This window comes from Paracoccus marinaquae (genome assembly GCF_018860165.1).
Taxonomy (GTDB): domain Bacteria; phylum Pseudomonadota; class Alphaproteobacteria; order Rhodobacterales; family Rhodobacteraceae; genus Paracoccus; species Paracoccus marinaquae.
Window position 1 is genome coordinate 18,619 of sequence record NZ_JAHKNG010000038.1, and the last position, 14,336, is coordinate 32,954.

Consider the following 14,336-nt stretch of genomic DNA (forward strand, 5'->3'; position numbering starts at 1 on the left):
GCTACAGCTCCATGCCGTCGTTCGGGTCCATGGCGACCTGCCGGGCAATCCCCTGCACCTGTCGGATCATGCGTCGGTTCCGGGCAACATCTTCGTCCACGTCATCGGACAGATGGGGCTCGAACTCGTTCTCGATTGGCTGTTTCTTCTCGACCGGCTTCACGCGGCTGAGTTCGGGCTGCAACCGGCGTTCGGATTCGGTCGGATCTTCATCATCCCTCATGTGCTCCTCGTCATCCTCGGCAGGTCCGGGTCGCGCCGGGATCGGCAACGCGGTCCAGTCGTCGGCACGGGTTCCTTCTGGGCGCGTCAGGTCAGGCGGAGAAAGAACCCGCTCCCGAAACCGGGTATCCTCAAAGTAGCGCGCCTTCGTCGCCCGGATCGGCGGGATGCCAGCCACCATGACGATCTCTTCATCGGGTGGAAGCTGCATGATCTCGCCTGGCGTCAGCAACTGGCGGGCGGTTTCCGACCGCGAGACCATGAGATGCCCCAGCCAGGGCGACAGCCGGTGCCCGGCGTAGTTTTTCATCGCCTTCATCTCGGTGGCGGTGCCGAGCGCGTCGGATACGCGCTTGGCTGTGCGTTCGTCGTTGGTGGCGAAACTCACGCGAACATGGCAGTTGTCGAGGATCGAGTTGTTCGGCCCATAGGCTTTCTCGATCTGGTTCAGCGACTGCGCGATAAGGAAGCTCTTGAGGCCATAGCCGGCCATGAACGCCAGCGCCGTCTCGAAGAAGTCCAGTCGCCCGAGCGCCGGAAACTCGTCGAGCATCAAGAGCAACCGATGCCGCCCGGCATTCGCCTGCAGATCCTCGGTCAGGCGACGGCCGACCTGGTTCAGCAGCAAACGCATCAGGGGCTTGGTTCGGTTGATGTCGGATGGTGGCACCACGAGGTAGAGCGTGGTTGGCTGATCGCCGGCCACAATATCGCTGATCCGCCAGTCGGAGCGGCGCGTGACCTCGGCCACGACGGGATCGCGATAGAGGCCCAGAAACGACATCGCCGTCGACAGGACGCCGCTCCTCTCGTTCTCGGATTTATTGCGCAGCTCGCGCGCCGCACTGGCCACGACCGGATGCGGCCCCGCCTCACCCAGATGCGCGGTTGTCATCATGGCGCGCAGTGTGGAGTCCACCGGACGCTTGGGATCGGACAGGAACCTGGCCACACCAGCCAGCGTCTTGTCGGGCTCGGCATAGAGAACATGCAGGATCGCGCCGACGAGGAGCGAATGGGAGGTCTTTTCCCAATGGTTGCGCTTGTCGAGGCTGCCTTCAGGATCGACGAGGATATCGGCGATATTCTGCACGTCCCTCACCTCCCACTCGCCGCGACGCACTTCGAGCAGTGGATTATAGGCGGATGATTTCGGGTTGGTCGGATCGAAGAGCAGCACGCGACCATGACGTGCCCGGAAACCGGAGGTGAGCTGCCAGTTCTCGCCCTTGATGTCGTGGACGATGGCCGAGCCCGGCCAGGTCAGCAGCGTCGGCACCACCAGGCCGACGCCCTTGCCCGATCGGGTTGGCGCGAAACACAGCACATGCTCGGGACCGTCGTGCCGCAGATACTCGCGCTCATATCGGCCGAGGATGACGCCATCGGGATCGAGCAGGCCCGCAGCCTTCACCTCGGGCTTTGAGGCCCATCGCGCCGAGCCATAGGTGGCGACGCCCTTCGCCTCGCGCGCCCGCCAGACCGACATGCCGATGGCGACCGCGATAGCGATGAAGCCGCCCGAGGCTGCGATGATCCCACCCTTGGCAAAGATCGGTGGCGCATAGGCTTCATAGAAATACCACCACCAGAAGATCGCGGGCGGATAATAGACCGGCACGCCGAACAGCACGAACCAGGGCGGCCCGAGCTGCGCCTGATAGCCGAGGCTCCAGGCGACATACTGGGTGGCGCCCCAGGTGGTGGCGAGGATGATGAGGAAGACGATGGTGATCTGTCCCCATAGGATCTTCGTTGCGGACATGGGCGTGTTCCTTTCCGGTTGATGTCAGAGGCCGAGGCCGCGCTTGCGCCCGAAGTCCCAATCGACACCGCCATCGTCGCGGGCGACGCCGGAGACATGACGGCCGATCTGCTTTTCCATAGAGGGCGACCAGGGCACGAGCTGGAAGCCGAGGCCTCCGTCGGGTCCGGGACCCTCGATCATGGCGAAGCGGCCGGAGGCGAGTGCGAAGCGCTGGCGATAGGAACCGGAGATATATTCGCCGCTGGCGGCGCGCTCGAAGGACATGCCGGTATCTGCCGCGAGCTTCTCGGCGAGGCTGTCGAGTTCGCGCCTGCGCAGCGTGCTGAGCAGCCGGCGCGCAAAGACCACGCGCCCGCCCTGTCGTTCGGCATAGCCCTCGCCGATCAGGTGTTCCGCGCGCTCATCCAGAGCCTGACGGACCTCGGCGCCGAAGCCGCTGTTCGAGAGCGCAATCGGATCGCGGACGATGGCCTGCCGGTCGAGCCAGGTCGCACCCGAGGCGCCGACCTGCGCGCCGAGATCGAGATCGGAGCGGACGGCAAGTGCGACACGGCGCGCGCCTTGCGCATCCTCATAAGCGCGCAGATCGACAATCGAGCCGGGCAGGCTGTCGCCGGCGGCATCCAGATGCGGCAGCTTGATATGATGACTGCGGCCGTCGACACCATCGACCACGGCATAGGCGGTGCCCTTCAACTCGTCATCAAGGCCGCGCTCGACCAGACGGCCGATGACCGGCACGTCGAGGCTTTCGCCGGCGAGGACATAGCTGGCCGAACCGCGCTCGATGCCGCGTTCGGTCAGGGCGCGGTGCATGCGCTTGATGATGTCACTACGCTCGCCAAGCTCGCGCAGGACCGCTTCAGCCTCGGGCTTGATGATCCACTGCGACTGGCCGATCTGGTCGGCCAGCCCGAGGATTTCGAGGGTGCGCAGCCGACCGACCTTCAGCGTGTGGAACTCGTCCTGCGGGTGATCAGCGAGCGGGGCGAGATCGACGATGCCTGATTTTCCGGCATCGCGGGCAAGCTGCCGGTCGAGCTGTGTCCAGCGTTCCGCCTCGATCTGGGCCTCAAGGCTGCGGCGGATGTCGAGATCGGTGCGCGGCCCCAGCTCCTGGGTGATGAGATCGCGCGCCCGGTCCCGCATCCCCTCCTTGATGTAGTCGCGGGAAATCACGAGATCCTGCCCGTCGTCGCGGGTGCCGCGCACGATCAGGTGGACATGCGGATGCGCCGTGTTCCAGTGATCGACCGCCACCCAATCGAGGCGCGTGCCGAGATCCTTTTCCATCTGGCCGACGAGATCGTCGGTGAAGGATCGGAGGTCGGACATATCCAGCGCGTCGTCAGGCGAGACGATGAACCGGAAATGATGCCGGTCATCACCGCAGCGCTCCGCGAAAGCGCGACCATCGGCATCCTCCGTTCCCGGCCCGAACAGCCTTGCCTTCTCTCCGCCTCGGGTCACGCCGTCACGGCGCAGGTAATCAAGATGCGCCCCAAGCGGCGCCGACGACGCCATGTGGCGAACGACGCGTGCCTTGACGACGGCGCCGCGTGTACGGGAGGTGATGAGGCGGTTGGCCTGTACGCTGGCGCGCTGGCCGCGCCCGAAGCGGGAACGATTGCCGGATGTGACGCGGCCGGATCGCGAGACGCCACCTCCGGCCTTTTTCGCGGCGGCAAGCGCCTGCGCGATGAAAGGCCGGGTTTGCTGCGCACGAGTTGAGCGGATGCGCCCCGGACGGATGCGGAACTCGTGCTCATCGGACATGGCACATCCCCGCACGGTGCAAAACTGAGAAGAAAATCAGGAAGATGGACGCAAAGCACACGGTGCGCGATAGCGCTGCACGGTGCGAAACGCGCCAGAAACATGAACAAAAACAACTGCCCGCCTGAGCCGCACCGTGCGTGCTTTTATCCTGCCATCCTTCGGTCGTGGTGCCTGCCGCCACCCTCCGCGCCCTCCATGACACGCCAGCGCCCGATGGGATGCGAATTGCGGTGCCAATGCTCATGGCCGGTCCTCACCGGCATTGCGGGCGACGAACAGCCCCTCCGGCTGCAAGGCGATGAGTGCATCTGGTGTCGCCGGGACGAGCGAAGAGGCATCGTCCGGCGCGCGGTCTGTGGACGCGGGATCGGCAGCGGAAGCGCCGATTTCGCCCGCGACGAAGAGCGCCGCCTCGCGCCAGTCAGGCGGCGGAGCAACTGACGAACCGCTGCCGGAAGGCCGCTCGCCGAGCAGGATCGGGGTCAGCGCCGCGACATAGGCGCGCGTCTCGGCGGGCAGAGGACGCGCGATCGAAAGGTATTCGTCGTAGCGGCCGGGACCGGCATTGTAGGCCGCGAGCATCGCGGCGACATTGCCGTAGCGATCCCACATCTCGCGCAGATAGGCGGTGCCAGCGAGGATGTTGTCGCGCGGGTCATAAGAATCGCGGCCGAGAGCGTGGCGGATGCGCAACTCCGCCCATGTGTCGGGCATGACCTGCATCAGCCCCATCGCCCCGGCGGAGGATATCGCGCGCAGATCGCCCGCGCTTTCGACCTGCATCACGGCAGCGATCCATGTCGCCGGGATGCCGAAACGCTGCGAGGCCTCTTCAATATGCGCGCCGTGCGGATGCGCCGCGGCGGCACGAACCGGCGCGGTGGCCTGCGCCAGAACCGGCGGCGTGGTGGCGGTGGCGAGGAACAGGCCGGAAAGAAGAAGGAAGAGGATGCGGCGGCGCGCGCCGCACCTCCCCGAGGCGGGACGGGTGCAGGAAGCGATCATGATCATTCCTGCTCGTCGCGCTTCCTCGGACGGGTCCAGTGCAGGCCCCAGTCGCGGCCATCTTCGTCCGACTGGAACAGGCGGGCGCGGATCGGCTGCTGGAAGACGGGATCGTCGAGAAGGACGGAGACGAACGGTCCAGCGCGCTCGCCGGAATGTTTCCAGCCGGCCCCGACTTCCGGGCCATCCTCATCGCCGAGATGAATGCGATAGGCTGGCGCCTTCTCGGACTCGGCGTTGTCGCTCGGAACAAAGGTCAGCTCAAGGTCGAGCGAGAGGGTGCGAAGCTGCCCGAAATAGCCGGACGGGGTGCGGGTGAACTGGCCGATCTGTGCCATTTGAGGCTCCTTTCCTGTGCGGTGGAGAAGACGCGGGCCGCTCGCACGCCCCGCCATGGACGCGCCGTCACCGCATCGGCGCGCGCCAGACAAAGCGGCCATCGCCGTCTTCGTCGGTGAAAAGCGGGATCGCGTGGCCGATCACCGCCGAGGCGGGGAACGGGCCGAAATAGCGGCCGTCGAGGCTGTCGCCCACGTCCGGGTTCATCAGGAAAACCTCGCCCGCGGCGATGACGCGGCAACCCTGCCAGACCGGCAGGTCTCGGCCGAGGCTGTCGCGGTCGCGCGCCTCGCCGAGCGGAACGGTATCGACCGTGATCGCGCGCCCCGCGCGGCATACGCGCTGTCCGGGCAGGCCGAGGACATGCTTGAGGAGCGGCACGTCGCGGGCGATGTAGCCGCGCTCGACCATGAAGGCAGCGAAGGGTTCGGGTGGCATGACCGCGACCAGATCGGGCACTTCGAGCCGGTCCGCCGGCGCGATGGTGTAGAAACCGATCGGCACGCTGGCCGATGCGTTCCAGACCAGCCTTGGCGCGGTCGGAACGAATCCGGTAATGGCGATCCCGAGCGTGGCAGCCGTTGTCGCCATGACATAGCGAAAGCGCGTCATGGGGCGATCTCCCGGCGTCGGAGCCATGCCTGATGACGCTCGGCGGTATAGGGTCGCGGCGCTTCGCCCGCGTTCATCCAATGGGCAACGTGCCGCCAGTGATCGGGATCGACCTGGGCGGGATCGACGCCAATGGCTTCGATCCCGTCGACATGGCGGAGGACGGCCTCGACCTTTGGCCAGCCTTCGATCTTCAGCAGGATTTCGCCGCCCGGACGGACGAAGGGCAGCGTCTGATAGGACTCGCCCGGCGCAACCGCGCGCAGGATGTCGAGGCGCGAAATGATCGTGCCGTGGTCGTTCGCCGCCCAGCGGACGAAGGCGAACACCGCGCCGGGACGGAAAGAAACGACACGACGGTTGCGGTCGAGGATCTGCGCACCAGTCGTATGGCCGAACCTGATCCAGTATTCGATCCTACCCTCCACCCAGGTCAGTTCCACGCGGGTCAGTTCGCCGTCATGGGCGTCGATACCGATCATGGGCGGCCTCCCCCTATGTCGGGAAATTCGCGCGCAAGAAGTTCGCGCAGCATGTCGGTGACGGTGATGCCGCGCCCGAACGCGGCAATCTTGATCCGCCCGCGAAGCTCCGGCGTGATGTCGATCGTCAGCCGGGCGGAATTGGTTGCGGTCGCGCTATCTCGCGCTGGCCGCGCGTCGCCAGCCGCGATCCAGCCGTCGGGATCGACCGGGCGGGCGGTGAAGCCGCGCTTATTCGTGCGCCCCGTCATGACCGGCCTCCGTCATGGAACGGCAGCACGGTGGCGATGCGCGCCCGCGCGCGCTCGGCCATGTCGGGGTCGATCTCGCAGCCGATATAGCGTCGGCCGGAAAGCCGGCAGGCTTCCCCGGCCGCGCCAGACCCGGCGAACCAGTCCCCGACCAGGCCGCCTTCCGGGCAGCTCGTGCGGATCAGGATTTCCAGGAGCGCCGACGGTTTCTCGGTCGGATGGATGGCGCGGCCGTGGCAGTTGCGCAGGTGGATGACCGAACGCATGAGGCGCGGCCCGCCGTCATAGCTGACGTAATGGCCCGCGTCGATCTGGCCGGTATGGGGTGGACGTTGCTTGCGCCGCACCGTGCGGGCTGTCGCGTCGGGCGTGGTCTGGACGTCGCTATAGATGTCGCGCCACGCGGTCTCGGCCGGATAGAACTGCACGGCCAGCTCATGCACGCGCTTGAAGCGGTCGGCATGAAAGCCGGTGCCGTTCTGCTTCTCCCAGACGACCTCCTGCGCAAGACGCAGGCCAGCGTCGGCGAAGAGCTCGGCCGTCGCCATGAAGCTGCGCAGCGAGCCGAAGACCCAGAGCGAGCCGGTCGGTGTAAGAGCGGCACGCGCCAGCGCGACCCAGCCCTCGACACGCCGGTCCCAAGCGAGCGAGGTGTCGCCATAGGGCGGATCGGCGAGGATCATGTCGTAGGGTGCGTGCCAGGGCATCTGTTCGCGGCAGTCGCCGGTGAGGATCGTCATGCCGACGCCCTCCCGATGCCCAACCGTTCGACCTCGGTAGCCAGCGCTGCGATCTCGCGCGCCGCAGGTGATCGGGCGTCGATCTCGCTGGCGAGCCGCCCGGACTGCGCGGCGTCGGCGAAAACGACGCGCTGGCCGATGACGCAGGCGAGCAGCGGAGGGTCGTGGTCCGCCAGCGTCTCAGCCGTTTCGCGGGCAATGACGGTGCGGGCGCCGCAGCGGTTGAGCACGAAGCGCGCGACAAGCTGCGGGCGATAGATGCGCGCTTCCGCCAGGAGGGCAAGCATCTCGGCCGAGGCCCAGCCGTCGAACGGCGATGGCTGCACCGGGATCAGCACGAGATCGGCGGCGAGCAGCGCCGAGCGCATGAGGCCGGCGACGCGCGGCGGCCCGTCGATGACGATATGATCGACATCGCGGGCAAGCTCTGGCGCCTCACGGTGCAGCGTATCGCGCGCCAGGCCGAGTGTGCCGAAGGCACGGGGCAGGCCCTCACGCGTGCGTTGTTGCGACCAGTCGAGGGCGGAACCTTGCGGATCGGCGTCGATCAGGGTGACGCGCTTGCCGCCCCGCGCCAGCTCACCGGCGAGATGCAGGGCCAGCGTCGTCTTGCCGACGCCGCCCTTCTGGTTGAGGAGCGCGATGATCATTTGCACCCCCCCGGCAGATCGAGAGGCAGGCGGGGTCTTTCTGCAGATTCAGGAGCCTCGGTTGCGCCTCGATCAGATGCCGGTCGAGGCGATGTCGGGGCGTCGGATGCCCTCTTCTTCGCGGCTCTACTAAGGCTTCTGGCGGTGTCGCGGATGAGGCTTTCCACATCGCGCGCGCGCTCTTCAAAGTTAGACTCTTTGTTAGACTCTAAGTTAAGGGCGCGATTTCCTGAATGAGTTCCGGGTGTTAAGCTAGGTTTCGGTTCCTGATAGCACGAGCCTCCGGTTCCCGATAGCACGATAGTCCGGGTTCCTGATAGCACGAGGCCATCCACAGGTTTTCCACAGGCCGACAGCGGCTCGAAGGCCAGCAACATCCGCCCGCCGACTTCGGCTTCAAGGAACAGCGTGTAGCCCGGCAGCGGCTGGCGCCGGATGATGTCGCGCAGCTCGAAGGCGAAGCGCTTGAACGGCGACAGGCTGCCGGATTTCTGATGGAGGTGGTGGAAGTCGAAGCGCCAGCCATCTCGCTGGCGGCCGCCATGCTTGCGCACCAGGCGATAGAGCCAGCGGTCGAGACCGCCGGTGAGATCAAAATAGGTCCGGTCGATGGTCAGCACGAGCGCATCGTCGAGGACGGCTTGGTAGAACCAGTCCGGCACTATCATCTCGATGCCATCGGGTCTGCCGCTACGGTTGGTGCGTTCCTGCCACTCGTTGATCCACGAAAAGCGATGCCGGCGGCCCTCGACCGGCTGGCGGAGCGAGGTGGAAATCGTGGTCGACTGCAGCCGGTCGAGAGCTGCCTTCAGCCGCTGATAGTCGCGCAAGCCGGTGCCGCGCCCGACATAGGTGAGAATCTCATAGGGCGTGGCGGCCATCAGTCGGGAGGTGCGAAGGCCGCTGTCGCGGGCTTCGACGATCTGACTTGCCGCCCAGATCAGGATATCCGCGTCCCAGATCGTGGCCATGCCGTGATCGGGAACGGCCTCGACCCGGATGGAGACATTGCCGGTAGCAAAGTCGATCGGCGCGATGCGCTTCGACTTGGCGAGGGAGAAGAAGGGATAGGCCATGAGATCCTGCGCGTCTCGTGGCGCGAAATCGCCGGGGAGCGCCCTGAACAGATCGAGTTGCCCACGCTCGGAAAGGGATCGACGTCGCACCGTCATGAAGAAAACCGCGAGCGGTCAGCGGGCGTAGCGACCAGCCTGCGGGCCGGACGGAAACGCATGACGCTTGGCGGGCAGCACGGAGCCGCGCGGATCGGAGGTGGAGGTCACCGCGCCGCGCTCGGTCCAGGCTTCGAGATCGTCGATGGCATAGACCACGCGGCCGCCAAGCTTGCGATAGGCAGGCCCGGTTCCGTAGGTGCGGTGCTTTTCGAGGGTCCGGGCCGAGAGGCTGAGAAAGGTCGCGGCCTCCTTGGTCCGTAGAAAACGCGGCGGCAGGACGACGGGTTCATGTGGCATGATCGGGCCTCCGTGGGGTTGCAAGCGGCCGCTGCGGATCAGCGGCGGGCAATGACCACGGTGGCGAAGGAAGAGCGGCGAGGTGCAGGGCGAAGTTGGGGGGTATCGAAATCACCCACCAATCGGGGGCGAAAGATACCCCCTCCGTATCCGTGAAGAGAGCAGCGCGGAACTATTCTGAGGGCGATAGCTCGATTTGTTCTCCCCCTCACGAACGCCACCGGCATCGAAGTGTTCAGGCGGGCGATCCCGAAAAGCACACAATTTCAGCTTGCTGTAAGAAATTCACCAAACCGATGCAGTCATCAGGTCAGGAGAATATCGGCCCGGAGAGACCGATTCCGGGCATCCTGACAGCGGGGTCAGTGCTCAGCCCCCTCCCTGAGAACCCTCGAAAACAACGAGAAAATCCGGCCGCAGGCGGATCGGGAGAACGCTTTCGCGAGGACAAGTGGCGGAGGGGATGGGCCTGTCGTTCAACCTTCCCCACGTTAACATATTGCTTATATTTAAAAAAATGAAGACGCGCATGAATTCGCACTATGAAGGCTGAGAGGATTGTCCCGCTTCTCGACCTCTCAGTCGGAAGCGCAGGGCAGCATCAGCTCCGCGGTGAGGCCGCTTGTAGAGCCGGGGCGCGGGGAGGTCAGCTGCAGGCGCGATCCGATGCGCTCGGCGATGGTGGCGACGATGGCGAGGCCGAGGCCGAGGCCTTCGGCGCGGCTGCCGGCGCGGGCAAAACGGGTGACGAGACGGGCAAGCGTTTCGGGAGGGATGGGCGGGCCGTCATTGGACACACGCAGGATGCCCTCTGCGGTCAACGTGACCTCGACCGGTTCTTCCGGATCGCCGTGGCGCAGTGCGTTGTCGATCAGGTTGCGCAAGATGATGGCCAGCGCATCCGGGTCGAGGTCGGACAGAACCGCCGCTTCGGGCAGGCGAAGGCGGATGCGCCTGTCGCCCGCGTCACGGCCCTGTTCCTCGACCAGTATTCGCACCACGGGACGCAGATCGGCGGCGCTGTCGCGACGCAGCCTCGCCCCCTCGGCGCGGGCAAGCTGCATCAGGCGCTCGCTGACCCGCAGCAGGCGTTTCAGCGCCGCCTCCATCGCGGCCGCGCGCATCCGCGCGGCCGGGTCCGCCGTCTCGGCCTGAAGGCGCTGTGCCTGGGCGATGGCGCCGGCCAGCGGGGTGCGCAGCTCATGCGCGGCGTTGGCGGCGAAACTGCGCTCGGCCTCGAAAGCGGCGGACAGGCGGCAGAGCACATCATCGAGCGTGGCGGCGATCGGGGCGAGTTCCGAAGGCAGATCGCCCGCGGACACCGGCGACAGATCCCGCGCGCCGCGCGCCGCCAGCCGCTCGCGCCAGCGTTGCAGCGGCGCAAGTCCCGCCCGCAGCGCCAGCCATATCGCCGCGAAGGCCAGCGGCACTACCACCAGAAGTGGCAGCAGCAACATCCACAGCGCCTCGCGCGCGATGCGGGCGCGATGGGCCAGCGGCTCGGCCACGGTCAGGCGCACCGTGTCTCGCAAGGCGGCGATATTGTAGAGGCGAAGCGTCGCCGTGCTGCGCAGCCCCGGCCCGTCCCAAGGCGGAAACCCGGCCGGATCGACCGCATGCGACTGCAACAGCACCCGACCGGCCGGGTCGCGCAACACATAGGTCAGGAACTCGTCATGCGGAGCGATGACGCCCAGAATGCGTGGATCGTCCTCGTCATTCTCGTCGGCTTGGCCGCGGCCCAGCACATCGTTGACGGCGAGAGGCAGAAGGCGTTCGGCACTTTCCTGAAGCGCCGAATCGAACAGCGCGTCCAACTCGCGCCGCATCAGCCCGGCGGTCAGCAGGGCGGTTGCCAGCCACAGCGCCACCAGTGCCAGCCCCAGCCAGAGCGCCAGCCGGCCCCGCAGACTTGCGGGCGCCCTCATCCGCGACCCAGCCGATAGCCGAGGCCGCGCTCGGTCTCGATGACGCTTGCGCCCAGCTTCTTGCGCAGGCGGCTGACGTGGACCTCGATGGTGTTGCTTTCGACCTCGGCGCCGAAGGCGTAAAGCTTGTCCTCGAGCTGCGCCTTCGAGAATAGTTGGCCGGGATGGCTCAGCAGGGCCTCGAACAGCGCCCATTCGCGCGCGGTCAGGGCCACAGGCCTGCCGGCGCGATGGACGCTGCGCGCGGCAAGGTCGATCTCCAGATCGCCATGCGCGATCAGCGGGTTGGGGTTGCCGGCATAGCGGCGCGCGACCGAGCCGATCCGCGCCGTGAGCTCCGCCAGATCGAAGGGCTTGACCAGGTAGTCGTCGGCCCCCGCGTTCAGGCCCTCGATGCGGTCCGATACCTGATCGAGCGCGGTGAGGATGATCACCGGCGTGGCGTCGCCCCGCCCGCGAAGCGCGCGCAGAAAGGGAATGCCACGTCCGTCGGGCAGCATCAGATCCAGCAGCACCAGGTCGTAGGGGATGGTCCGCAGGTGCTCGCTTGCCGCATCGAGGCGGCGCACCCAGTCGGCGCTGTGGCCATCCGCGGCGATCTGGTCGCGCACCGCGGCGCCCAGCACCGTGTCGTCCTCGATCAGCAGGATGCGCATGGTCGTTCCCCTCACGGCTCGCTTCCGGATTGCCCGATGCACCTGACGACGGGCTGATCGTGATCCTGTCAACGCTTCAGTTTGCCGTCAGCTTTCCATGCCATTAGGGTGCGAACGGGTTGGCAAGGAGGAGTGTGACCAATGCGCAAGGCGCTGACAATGCTGGTTCTGGCTCTGGTGTTGCCAGCGGGCGCGGCACTGGCCGACGACGATTGCCGCGTCCCCATGGCCGACTGGCAACCGCGCGAGGCGGTGACGGCGCTGGCGCAGGAGCGGGGCTGGACGATTTCGGGCATCAAGATCGACGACGGCTGCTACGAAGTCCGGGGCACGGACGCCGAAGGCCATCAGATCAGGGTCAAGATCGACCCCGGCAATCTCGATCTGGTCGAGATGCGCATCCGTTATCGTGACAGGGATGGACGACGGACCGCCTCACCAAGAGACGGTGACGACTGATCGGGTCCACCCGCCTAGGATTTCACACATCTGCGCTCCGCCAGACACCGGCGGGGCGCTTTGGTTTCATGGGCCGTCGTCGGCACCTCCCCTCGGTTCGCCCGCCGCCCTGACAGCAAGCTGAAGCAGATTCCCCGCGGGCGTCAGCACCCTGTCAGTCGCGCCCGCCAGATTGGTCGCATCAGGCAACCCGAACCGAGGAGAAACGCCATGAAGACCCTGCTCACCGCCGCTGCACTTGCCCTTGCGATCCCTGCCGGGGCGGCGCTTGCGGACACCCATTGCGACGTGCCGACCGCAAACATGCAGTCCTGGGAATCGCTCATCCAGCTGACCAAGGATTTTGGTTGGTCCATCTCGAAGATGGAGCTCGACGATGGCTGCTACGAACTCAATGTCATCGATCAGGGCGGCAATCACCTGGAGATGATCGTCGATCCCGAAACGCTCGAGGTGATCGACGGCAAGGTCGAGCGCTGGAGCGACGGCACGAAGCCCGAAAAAACGAAGTGATCCCTCCAGGGCTCCGCGGCCCCGTTGTCGCGGAGCCATTTCAATCGGGCGCCTGCCTTCAGATCGGTGATCGGGAAGGTCGCCCCACACACACTTCAAAAGGATGAACCGACCATGAGGATTCCGTGGATTGCCGCTGCTTGCCTTGCGGCGCTGCCGGCAACGGTGGCGCTGGCGGACGATGACTGCCATGCGCCTCGTGTCGCCTGGCAGCCGCGCGAGGCGGCCTTGCAGGCCGCGAGCCGCCTTGGCTGGCGCGTCGAGGAAATCGAGGCCGATGACGGCTGCTGGGAGATCGAGGGCCGCGATGCCGAAGGCCGGCGCATCAAGGCCAAGCTCGATCCCGCGACGCTGAGGGTTGTCAAGCTGCGCCACAGGGACGGCGACGACGACCGGCGGCGCGAGGACGTGCGCGCACCAGCCGCCCCGCTGGCCGCCCCACCCGCCAACCCGCTGTTCCAGAACGGCAAGCCGCCCGTGGTGCAGGTGAACTGACAACCCCAATGAAGGGAGATAACAAGATGAAATCCGCCATTGCAGCATTTGCACTGACCTCGGCCCTCGTGGCGCCCGGCCTCGCCGCGGCCCGGCCAGTCACCTTCACGACCACGCTCAACAACTACGGCGGCGACGGCGCCTATCTGGCGCTCTACCTCACCGACGCCTCGGGCGGCTATGCCGGCACGTTGTGGCTGGCCGGGGGCAAGTCGAAATATTACGATTCGCTTGCCGGCTGGTATCGCGCCACGGGTGGCGATCCGGCGCAGATTGACGGCATCACCGGCGCCAGTGTCGGCGCGGGCCGGACGTTGGAAATCACGCTCGACCTGGCCGATGCGCTGTTTGATGCGGGCTATGTTCTGCATGTCGATGCCGCCGTCGAGGATATGCGCGACAGCCCCGATGACGTGGCGGTCCCCCTGACCACGCAAGGCGCTGGCAAGACCACGCAGGGTCGTCGCTACGTTGCCAGCCTCAAATACGACATGTGACGGAGCCGACCGATGATCCGTGTACTTCACCGCTGGCCGGGGCTGGCCGGCCTGCTGCTTGTCACCCTGCTTGCGGTGAGCGGCGCGGCGCTGTCGGTCTTTCCCGCGATCGAGCAACTTGCCTCGCCGCAGGCGGCGGCCGGGCTGAGCGTAGGCGACCTCGCCGCCCGGGTGCAGGCCGAGTATCCGGGGGTCGAGCAGATCCGCCGCGCGCCCTCGGGACGCATCACCGCCTGGTGGTTTCAGGATGGCACACCGGGCGCGGCGGTGATCGACCCGGCGACCGGACAAGGGGTGGCTCCGGCCGACGCAAGCCCTGCCGAGCGCTGGCTGGTCAACCTGTGTTGATTGCCACTGAGAATTGACCCGGCATTGTCACCGAGATCTGACCCACCCGGTTGTTATGTTCTGCGCGTCATGTTGGCGTCAATGCAGATGTCTCCTTTCGTTTCTTTTTCGCCGTCTCGG

At 66.3% G+C, this 14,336-nt stretch carries 17 protein-coding genes and 1 pseudogene; 5 read left to right on the forward strand and 13 right to left on the reverse strand.

Annotation, left to right across the window (positions count from 1 at the left end):
- Position 1 precedes the first annotated feature (1 nt).
- From KNW02_RS16465 to KNW02_RS16525, 13 genes are all read right to left on the reverse strand, one after another.
- Positions 2-1,987, reverse strand: a complete 1,986-nt coding sequence (locus KNW02_RS16465) for a conjugal transfer protein TraG (protein ID WP_216034338.1) — start codon at positions 1,985-1,987, stop codon at positions 2-4.
- 24 nt (positions 1,988-2,011) lie between these two features.
- On the reverse strand, positions 2,012-3,766 hold the full coding sequence (locus KNW02_RS16470; protein WP_216034339.1) for a relaxase/mobilization nuclease domain-containing protein: 1,755 nt from the start codon (positions 3,764-3,766) through the stop codon (positions 2,012-2,014).
- 243 nt (positions 3,767-4,009) lie between these two features.
- On the reverse strand, positions 4,010-4,774 hold the full coding sequence (locus KNW02_RS16475) for a lytic transglycosylase domain-containing protein (protein ID WP_216034354.1): 765 nt from the start codon (positions 4,772-4,774) through the stop codon (positions 4,010-4,012).
- A gap of 2 nt (positions 4,775-4,776) precedes the next feature.
- Complete coding sequence (locus tag KNW02_RS16480) at positions 4,777-5,112, reverse strand: DUF736 domain-containing protein (protein WP_216034340.1); 336 nt, start codon at positions 5,110-5,112, stop codon at positions 4,777-4,779.
- A gap of 67 nt (positions 5,113-5,179) precedes the next feature.
- Complete coding sequence (locus KNW02_RS16485; protein ID WP_216034341.1) at positions 5,180-5,725, reverse strand: S26 family signal peptidase; 546 nt, start codon at positions 5,723-5,725, stop codon at positions 5,180-5,182.
- Positions 5,722-6,207: a DUF2840 domain-containing protein gene (locus KNW02_RS16490; protein ID WP_216034342.1), complete on the reverse strand. Its 486-nt coding sequence runs from the start codon at positions 6,205-6,207 to the stop codon at positions 5,722-5,724. Before KNW02_RS16490 ends, KNW02_RS16485 begins: the two co-directional genes overlap by 4 nt.
- Complete coding sequence (locus KNW02_RS16495; RefSeq protein WP_216034343.1) at positions 6,204-6,458, reverse strand: hypothetical protein; 255 nt, start codon at positions 6,456-6,458, stop codon at positions 6,204-6,206. Before KNW02_RS16495 ends, KNW02_RS16490 begins: the two co-directional genes overlap by 4 nt.
- Positions 6,455-7,198 (reverse strand): DNA-methyltransferase, encoded by a 744-nt coding sequence (locus tag KNW02_RS16500; RefSeq protein ID WP_216034344.1) that lies wholly within the window; start codon positions 7,196-7,198, stop codon positions 6,455-6,457. The genes KNW02_RS16495 and KNW02_RS16500 overlap by 4 nt, the downstream gene beginning before the upstream one ends.
- Positions 7,195-7,848, reverse strand: coding sequence for a ParA family partition ATPase (gene parA, locus KNW02_RS16505; RefSeq protein ID WP_216034345.1), 654 nt, complete (start codon positions 7,846-7,848; stop codon positions 7,195-7,197). Before parA ends, KNW02_RS16500 begins: the two co-directional genes overlap by 4 nt.
- Complete coding sequence (locus tag KNW02_RS16510; RefSeq protein WP_252734007.1) at positions 7,845-8,924, reverse strand: replication initiator protein A; 1,080 nt, start codon at positions 8,922-8,924, stop codon at positions 7,845-7,847. Before KNW02_RS16510 ends, parA begins: the two co-directional genes overlap by 4 nt.
- A gap of 114 nt (positions 8,925-9,038) precedes the next feature.
- On the reverse strand, positions 9,039-9,320 hold the full coding sequence (locus tag KNW02_RS16515; RefSeq protein ID WP_012092626.1) for a helix-turn-helix transcriptional regulator: 282 nt from the start codon (positions 9,318-9,320) through the stop codon (positions 9,039-9,041).
- Between the two features lie 578 nt (positions 9,321-9,898).
- Complete coding sequence (locus KNW02_RS16520; RefSeq protein WP_216034347.1) at positions 9,899-11,248, reverse strand: sensor histidine kinase; 1,350 nt, start codon at positions 11,246-11,248, stop codon at positions 9,899-9,901.
- A complete protein-coding gene (locus tag KNW02_RS16525; RefSeq protein WP_216034348.1) occupies positions 11,245-11,904 on the reverse strand; it encodes a response regulator transcription factor in 660 nt (219 codons plus the stop codon). Before KNW02_RS16525 ends, KNW02_RS16520 begins: the two co-directional genes overlap by 4 nt.
- A gap of 141 nt (positions 11,905-12,045) precedes the next feature.
- Here KNW02_RS16525 and KNW02_RS16530 point away from each other — a divergent pair, with 141 nt between their 5' ends.
- The 5 genes and pseudogenes from KNW02_RS16530 to KNW02_RS16550 all read left to right on the forward strand — a co-directional run.
- Positions 12,046-12,363, forward strand: a complete 318-nt coding sequence (locus KNW02_RS16530; RefSeq protein ID WP_216034349.1) for a PepSY domain-containing protein — start codon at positions 12,046-12,048, stop codon at positions 12,361-12,363.
- 210 nt (positions 12,364-12,573) lie between these two features.
- The gene (locus KNW02_RS16535) at positions 12,574-12,876 is read left to right on the forward strand and encodes a PepSY domain-containing protein (protein WP_216034350.1); all 303 of its coding nucleotides are present in this window, start codon (positions 12,574-12,576) and stop codon (positions 12,874-12,876) included.
- Positions 12,877-12,990: 114 nt separating this feature from the next.
- Entirely contained in the window at positions 12,991-13,371 is a 381-nt protein-coding gene (locus KNW02_RS16540; RefSeq protein ID WP_216034351.1) for a PepSY domain-containing protein, read from the forward strand.
- A gap of 26 nt (positions 13,372-13,397) precedes the next feature.
- Positions 13,398-13,868: a DUF2271 domain-containing protein gene (locus KNW02_RS16545; protein ID WP_216034352.1), complete on the forward strand. Its 471-nt coding sequence runs from the start codon at positions 13,398-13,400 to the stop codon at positions 13,866-13,868.
- Positions 13,869-13,880: 12 nt separating this feature from the next.
- Positions 13,881-14,210 (forward strand): annotated as a pseudogene (locus KNW02_RS16550) (PepSY domain-containing protein); the annotation flags it as partial.
- Positions 14,211-14,336: the final 126 nt, after the last annotated feature.